This is a genomic window from Paenilisteria rustica, from assembly GCF_013820765.1.
In the GTDB taxonomy this organism is placed as follows: Bacteria; Bacillota; Bacilli; order Lactobacillales; family Listeriaceae; genus Listeria_A; species Listeria_A rustica.
In genome coordinates this window covers 331,663-338,533 of record NZ_JABJVM010000002.1, presented here as the reverse complement: position 1 = coordinate 338,533, position 6,871 = coordinate 331,663, and the positions used below count along the sequence as shown (strand labels likewise).

The 6,871-nt window shown below is 39.9% G+C and carries 6 protein-coding genes; 5 read left to right on the top strand and 1 reads right to left on the bottom strand.

The genetic code is table 11. The features are described 5' to 3' along the window. The first annotated feature begins 433 nt into the window (after positions 1–433). Positions 434–1,249: a hypothetical protein gene (locus HPK16_RS03560; protein ID WP_181675633.1), complete on the top strand. Its 816-nt coding sequence runs from the start codon at positions 434–436 to the stop codon at positions 1,247–1,249. Between the two features lie 54 nt (positions 1,250–1,303). On the opposite strand, the gene HPK16_RS03555 is transcribed toward HPK16_RS03560, so the two are convergent. Next, a complete protein-coding gene (locus HPK16_RS03555; RefSeq protein WP_181675632.1) occupies positions 1,304–3,091 on the bottom strand; it encodes a glycerophosphoryl diester phosphodiesterase membrane domain-containing protein in 1,788 nt (595 codons plus the stop codon). 200 nt (positions 3,092–3,291) lie between these two features. On the opposite strand from HPK16_RS03555, the gene pyrH reads away from it, so the two are divergent. The 4 genes from pyrH to HPK16_RS03535 all read left to right on the top strand — a co-directional run bounded on the left by pyrH (position 3,292) and on the right by HPK16_RS03535 (position 6,858). Next, positions 3,292–4,020 carry a UMP kinase gene (gene pyrH, locus HPK16_RS03550; RefSeq protein ID WP_181675631.1) on the top strand — a complete coding sequence of 243 codons (729 nt, stop codon included), beginning with the start codon at positions 3,292–3,294 and terminating at the stop codon, positions 4,018–4,020. Between the two features lie 2 nt (positions 4,021–4,022). Next, a complete protein-coding gene (gene frr, locus HPK16_RS03545) occupies positions 4,023–4,580 on the top strand; it encodes a ribosome recycling factor (protein ID WP_181675630.1) in 558 nt (185 codons plus the stop codon). 706 nt (positions 4,581–5,286) lie between these two features. After that, positions 5,287–6,045 carry an undecaprenyl pyrophosphate synthase gene (uppS, locus tag HPK16_RS03540; RefSeq protein WP_181675629.1) on the top strand — a complete coding sequence of 253 codons (759 nt, stop codon included), beginning with the start codon at positions 5,287–5,289 and terminating at the stop codon, positions 6,043–6,045. A gap of 12 nt (positions 6,046–6,057) precedes the next feature. Continuing rightward, entirely contained in the window at positions 6,058–6,858 is an 801-nt protein-coding gene (locus HPK16_RS03535; protein WP_181675628.1) for a phosphatidate cytidylyltransferase, read from the top strand. The last annotated feature ends 13 nt before the right edge of the window (positions 6,859–6,871 follow it).

Sequence of the window (6,871 nt, the reverse complement as noted above, 5' to 3'; positions counted from 1 at the left end):
AATATGAATATGGCAGGTATCCTTCTCTATGGAATGCTCGATGAGCTGGACGTTTTTATTTTCTAAACCGATGAGTTGTATGATAAAATGGTCTGGCATGGTAATATCGCTCCTTTGGATTGGGTTTCGTCACTTTTATCTTAACGGATGTTGATATTACTGTGTATTTTTTTGTCTTGAAATGAGAACAAAAAAATGTTGAGGCAGATTAATTTCTACCCCAACATTTATTATAGAACCTTTAAAAGTAAATCAACTATTTATTCCATGGATTTATGTGTATCACTTAAAAAAACAATAAGTGTTAAAAAATTAACATTATCATTACGAATAATTCCCTTTCAATACAATTTCAAAATTGAGTTTCATATAAAAAGCGCAGGGGTATCTTAACCTAGTAACATGATTTTAATTTGATTGAGGGGGAAATGTAATGACAATTACGAAGAAAAAAAGCTTCTTAGGATTACTCTTTTTGTTAGTTTTATTGGTAGGGGTTTCGGTGTTTAGTACTAATTCGAAAGCGGCGAGTGTTAGCTTGCTGAAAAACAGTACATTGACATCTGACTACACAAATCAACAGCTGGACTTAACGCTGACTGGTCAAACGGGACTTGAAATTTCACTTTTGACATCGCAATATGTTGGATTTAAAGTGGACGACAACCTCAAAGCGTTTCTATCGGACCAAGCGGTAGTTGACTCTTTGAAAATTGATTATAGTGTTCCGACTTTACTGGGAAATAGAACTGGGGTAGTGACGACTCTGAAGGTTGATCCGGCTACAGGAATCGTTTCTGGACGCATTCCCTTTAATTTATTAAATATCGCTATTGGGCAAAAAGCAACGTATCATTTAAGTAGCAATATCAAACTTCCAGCTGGTTCATATAATTTTGAAGCGATTGCTGCTGATACGCCAATTGATTTGCCGCTTTTAGGTTCAAATGGAGCCAAAGCTTCTATTACAGTTCTTCCAACAAAAACACCAATCGAATTCTTTGTTGGAACTACTACGGAAGGAACAACATACGTTACATTTAGTAATGCCATTCCGGATACTTTCATTTCTTTCTTCCCATCAGAAGGCGGTGGGACAAAAACGGATGCGAATGAAGATGGTGTCGGAAAAGTTACGTTTAATAAAAAATTAACGGCTGGGTCTACTATTGCTGTAACAGTACATGAGCCAGACGGAACTGTTTACGAGGAAACACTGGTAGTTCCTGATCCATGGGTTAGCCAATAATTAATCCAAAAGAAGCGGCGTATGACGGTAATTTTGTCATACGCCGCTTCTTCTTTAGTTTCCAGTCAATAAATCAATCGCATCTGATAACTTGGTGCTCACTGCTTGGTCGTTCCGCAAATCATTCTGTACCTTCATCGCTTCTTCCGGAATCTCCGTAATAATCCCGTCAACGTCTGCAAGCATGTATTTACGAGCTGCTTTTGGCGTTGTAATCGTCCACACCAATAAGTCCATATTACGCTCGCGAGCCTGTCTCTGCATGCTAGAGCTAAAGGAGAACTCCTCAATCACGATAAAATCTGCATCAACATTTACCAGATTGCCAAAATTAAGTGGGACAATAAAGCCGACTCGCATTGCTGGATAGCGCTTCTTAATCGTTTCGACAATATTACGATCTAGCGACTGGTAAATATAATCACTCTTCACGCCGTATTTCTGAACCACTTTTTCAAAATTAGCAAGGAAATCTTTGGATTCACCGCCGTGTGTTTTAATCTCGATATTTAGATTTACATTCCATTTTTTCGCATGTTCAATATAACTATCTAATGATGGAATCGTTGATATGAAGCCGTCTTGGCGAATCGTTACTTTTTCAAGTTCAGCTAAGGTCATATCTCGAACGTTACGGTTTATGCCAGCTAAACGCCTAAGATTCGTATCATGAAATACGACAAACTGATGATCTTTTGTTTCGAGTATATCCATTTCTACAAAATCAACACCGATTTTTGCGGCACCGTGAAGGGACTCTAGTGAATTCTCGACGCCAGCACTTTTTAGTCCACGATGGGCGATGATTTGCGTATTATCGCTGTATGTGACTTCGGTCAAATAAACGCCGTTAATCGTTATCAGAGCTATAATTCCAGCAGTGATAATAACATAAAAAGACTTGCGATGTGGCTTTTTCACCGGTCTATTTTGCGAGCGCGGAATGACGCTATTTTCGCGGGTTAAAAACATGAAATTAATAGCATGTGCGACGAAAACGGGCACGATTGTGAAAGCAACAATGAAGAATATTTGGCTCAGTGTCAATGAAATTCCCGCTACGACTGGTGCTGCGGGTGCCCAAAGTTGCTCTGTTAAAATAGTTGGAAATAGGAAAATCAAAAAGGCGATGAAAATCAGGGCAGTGGCTACAAGCGACATCAGGACGAAAATCGCTACAATACGCCATGTTTGCCAGCGCGTCATAACCCAACTACGCTTGATTGCTTGGAAAATCGTACATTCACCGGTGAGAAAAATCGCCAGCGAGAATAGTAATCGGATATTAATATAAATCACGACGGCGATAAAACTAAAATAAAGAATCGCGCCTGATGTGGATTTCAATAACTCGTTCACGATGAAATTAGGTATATAGATCCCGTCAGTTAATTCAGAATGCAATCCCATTCCTGCAATTGGTACGATTAACACGAAATATAATAGGAAAATAATAAATTGGTAAGATAATAAATATTTTGATTGCCGTAAGATTTTGCGCAGAATCATTCGAATTGTGAATGGGATTTGTTGTTGATGGTAGTTGGTGATAAGTATTAAAACAGATAATTCGATATAAATAAAAAATAAAGCTAACAATCCAAAAATAACGGCAAATAGTAAACCAAGAGGATTGCGTAAAAATTCTAAAATATTCTGATCTGTAATACTATCATAGCCAAGCGATGTTGTCATGAAGTGGAAAAACAAGGCCAAAAACGGAAAAGCCAGTAAAAGAATCAGCGCTTGTAAAACAAATACAAATTTTATGTAGTACCATGAGTTAAAACGGGTATAAAACAAAGAAGTCCTCAAGGTTTGCCAAATTTTAATCGTGTTCATTCAAATTCTCCCCCTTATTTCTGCTTTTCATTATACGATAAGTTAACAATAATTAGTAGCTTGAAAGAGGCAGGAAAATATTATTTTTGAAATTTGTACGAAAATGCTTTTGCTTAGAGGCTTTTTTTAGTATTATAGAGTATGATGGAATTATTCCAAGTGTTAGGAATGAGCCAAATAGAAAGTAGATGGAGGTCAATATGGATACCCCAGAATTTAAACGAGTAGTATTGAAACTTAGTGGTGAAGCTTTAGCAGGAACAGAAGGGTTTGGGATTAACCCGCGTGTCGTGAACTCCATCTCGCAACAAGTAAAAGAAGTAGTAGAACTTGGCGTGGAGGTTGCTATTGTTGTCGGTGGCGGCAATATCTGGCGCGGTAAGCTTGGTAGTGAAATGGGAATGGATCGTGCAGCAGCGGATTACATGGGTATGCTTGCAACGGTTATGAACTCCTTGTCACTACAAGATTCACTAGAGAACGTTGGTGTAGCTACACGTGTTCAAACTTCTATTGATATGCGTCAGATTGCTGAACCGTATATTAGACGTAAAGCGATTCGTCATTTGGAAAAAGGGCGCGTTGTTATTTTTGCAGCGGGAACTGGAAATCCTTATTTCTCAACAGATACAACGGCGGCATTGCGTGCAGCTGAAATCGAGGCTGAGGTTATTTTGATGGCGAAAAACAATGTCGATGGCGTTTACAGTGCGGATCCGAAATTGGATGATACAGCAGTGAAATACGAGGAATTGTCATATCTTGATGTGATTAAAGATAACCTGCAAGTCATGGATACAACGGCATCATCGCTAAGCATGGACAATGATATTCCATTAATCGTCTTCTCGTTTGAAGAGACAGATAACAATATCAAACGCGTTATTTTAGGCGAAAAAATTGGAACAATAGTAAGAGGGAGGAAATAATTATGAGTAAAGAAGTATTAGCACAAGCACAAGATAAAATGACGAAATCGGAGCAAGCGCTACAACATCAATTAGGATCGATTCGCGCAGGTCGTGCCAACGCGTCACTACTTGATCGTGTATCCGTAGACTATTACGGTGCGCCAACGCCAATCAACCAACTAGCGGCCGTGAGCGTGCCAGAAGCTCGCTTACTAATGATTTCACCTTACGACAAAACGGCACTAGGCGACATCGAAAAAGCGATTTTAAAAGCAGACCTTGGTATTATGCCAAATAACGACGGCGAAGTCATCCGTATCTCGATTCCACAATTAACGGAAGAACGTCGTAAAGAGCTAGTAAAAGAAGTGAAAAAAGAAGCAGAAGACGCAAAAGTAGCAATTCGTAACGTACGTCGCGATGCCAATGATGATCTGAAGAAATTAGAGAAATCCGGCGACATTACAGAAGACGATCTACGTAATTTCACAGAAGACGTGCAAAAATTAACAGACGCGAGCAGTAAGAAGCTTGATGAGATAGCGAAGAGTAAGGAAGAAGAGATAATGGAAGTCTGAAGTGCTGAAAAGGCCCGTTAGACCCGAAAAAATTTGTTAGGGGGCGCAGATAAATCCTTCTTTGGATTTTTCGGAGGCCACGAAAATTTCGAGGGTCTGGCCTTTGAAGCCGGATCCAATGAAAAGCTGAAAGAGCCCGCTTAGCCTCGACAGAAATTGTTAGAGGGCGCAGTAAAAAAACCGTTCTTGCTTTTTGCGGAGGGCGTTAAGTTTTCGAGGGTCTGGTAAATAGGAAGGCAGTTTCATTGTATTCAACTGCATATTGAGGTTCTAGCAAAGCAAACGACGCTTTTCAAGGACCACAACAAAGCTGGATCCGGAGGCGCCAAACACGACGCCATCCTCTGAATCGAACCACCGCTTCACGCATATTGAGGCTCTTAACGATGCTTTTTCAATATTGCATGAAGCGGTTATTTCTTAAGTAATTGTCGTGGAAGAGTCAATGCGTTCGGTCTTATTAAAGTGTTGAGGTGAGCATTGTCTTAGAACAGCCACTGACGTTTTACATGCTACCTTTGATTTTGTTCATGCGCATATTGCGAAGCTCTAAATCAACAAGTAAATCCCTTATATGCACTTCAACAACTCAAATCTCATGGATTTCTTATTTACTTTGAGCAAGTTATAGTACATAATTTCTGTTATTTTTGTTATTATAGGTATAGACGTGCCGACTCTTGGTAATTCTATTGGAGGAAAGAACATGTTTAAGAAGATATTTCGTCAAGATGAGAATGAGATAAATAATGAAATTTCAGCGGAACTTCCTTTACCGAGCCATGTAGCAATTATCATGGATGGGAATGGAAGGTGGGCGAAGAAGCGTTTTTTGCCTAGGGTTGCTGGGCACCGCGAAGGAATGCAAGTGGTGAAACGGATGACGCGTTATGCGAATTCGCTTGGTATTGATATTTTAACGTTGTACGCTTTTTCTACGGAGAATTGGAAGCGACCGAATGATGAGGTTGATTTTCTGATGAAGTTGCCGGGTGAGTTTTTTGATACGTTTATTCCGGAGCTGATGGAAGAGAATGTGCGCGTGAATGTGATGGGCTATAAAGAGGAGTTACCGAAACATACGCTTGACGCTGTGGAACGTGCGATGGAGGCAACAAAAGGTAATACGGGGCTTGTTTTGAACTTTGCGCTGAATTATGGATCGCGGGCTGAGATTATTACGGCAACACAGGCAGCAATGCGTGAGTTACTGGATGCGGGGCTTACTCCAGAGGATTTGACGGAGGAGCGTTTGGCGAAGCATTTAATGAGTGCCGATTTGTCGGATCCCGATTTATTGATTCGCACGAGTGGTGAACTTAGACTCAGCAATTTTATGTTGTGGCAGCTTGCATATAGCGAGTTTTATTTTACAGAGACGCACTGGCCTGATTTTTCGGAAAGCGATTTTAAGCAGGCGGTTGTGGAGTATCAAAATCGCTCGAGACGCTTCGGGGGCTTATAGGGAGGATATATTGTGAAAACAAGAATTATTACAGCAATCGTAGCTTTGGCGGTGTTCCTGCCGTTTGTGATCTATGGAAAAGTGCCATTTGAATTGCTTAGCATGTTGCTGGCAGCGATCGCATTATATGAAATTTTAGTAATGACTAAGCAGAGTCTGTTTTCGGTAAACGGGATTATCACACTTGTATTGACGCTAACAATTGCTGCGCCAACAAGGTTCATCGAGTGGCTCGAGGAATATGATATTACGCAAATGGAGATTATCTTTGTTTGTATGGCATTATTGTTGTCCTATACGGTATTTTCAAAGAATCGTTATCATTTTGATCAAGTTGGAATTGGTATTTTAGCTGCATTTTATACAGGCTTAGGTTTCCATTATTTAGCGGAAACACGAAACGCTGGATTAGAGTATGTTATTTTTGCCCTATTAATTGTGTGGATGACGGATACAATGGCATATTTTGTCGGTCGGTCATTTGGAAAGCATAAATTGGCGCCTAATGTGAGTCCGAATAAGACGGTAGAAGGCTTTGTTGGTGGTGTTGTTTTTGCAGTAATAATTGCTGGCGGGTATTATTTATACATGGGATTGGACGGAAATCCATTTGTCATTGCGCTTTTAATTATTGTACTATCCATTTTCGGTCAACTAGGAGACTTAGTGGAGTCCGCATTGAAACGTTATTACGGTGTGAAGGATTCTGGAAAATTACTACCTGGACACGGGGGAATACTAGACCGGTTCGATAATTTATTATTTGTTTTACCACTTCTTTTGCCATTGCTACATATACTTCAAATTTTATAAAATAGAGGTGTAC

Excerpts from the sequence above, each read along its gene's own strand:
- HPK16_RS03560 (WP_181675633.1), top strand. The coding sequence starts at position 434 with ATGACAATTACGAAGAAAAAAAGCTTCTTAGGATTACTCTTTTTGTTA.
- HPK16_RS03555 (WP_181675632.1), bottom strand. The coding sequence starts at position 3,091 with ATGAACACGATTAAAATTTGGCAAACCTTGAGGACTTCTTTGTTTTAT.
- pyrH (WP_181675631.1), top strand. The coding sequence starts at position 3,292 with ATGGATACCCCAGAATTTAAACGAGTAGTATTGAAACTTAGTGGTGAA.
- frr (WP_181675630.1), top strand. The coding sequence starts at position 4,023 with ATGAGTAAAGAAGTATTAGCACAAGCACAAGATAAAATGACGAAATCG.
- uppS (WP_181675629.1), top strand. The coding sequence starts at position 5,287 with ATGTTTAAGAAGATATTTCGTCAAGATGAGAATGAGATAAATAATGAA.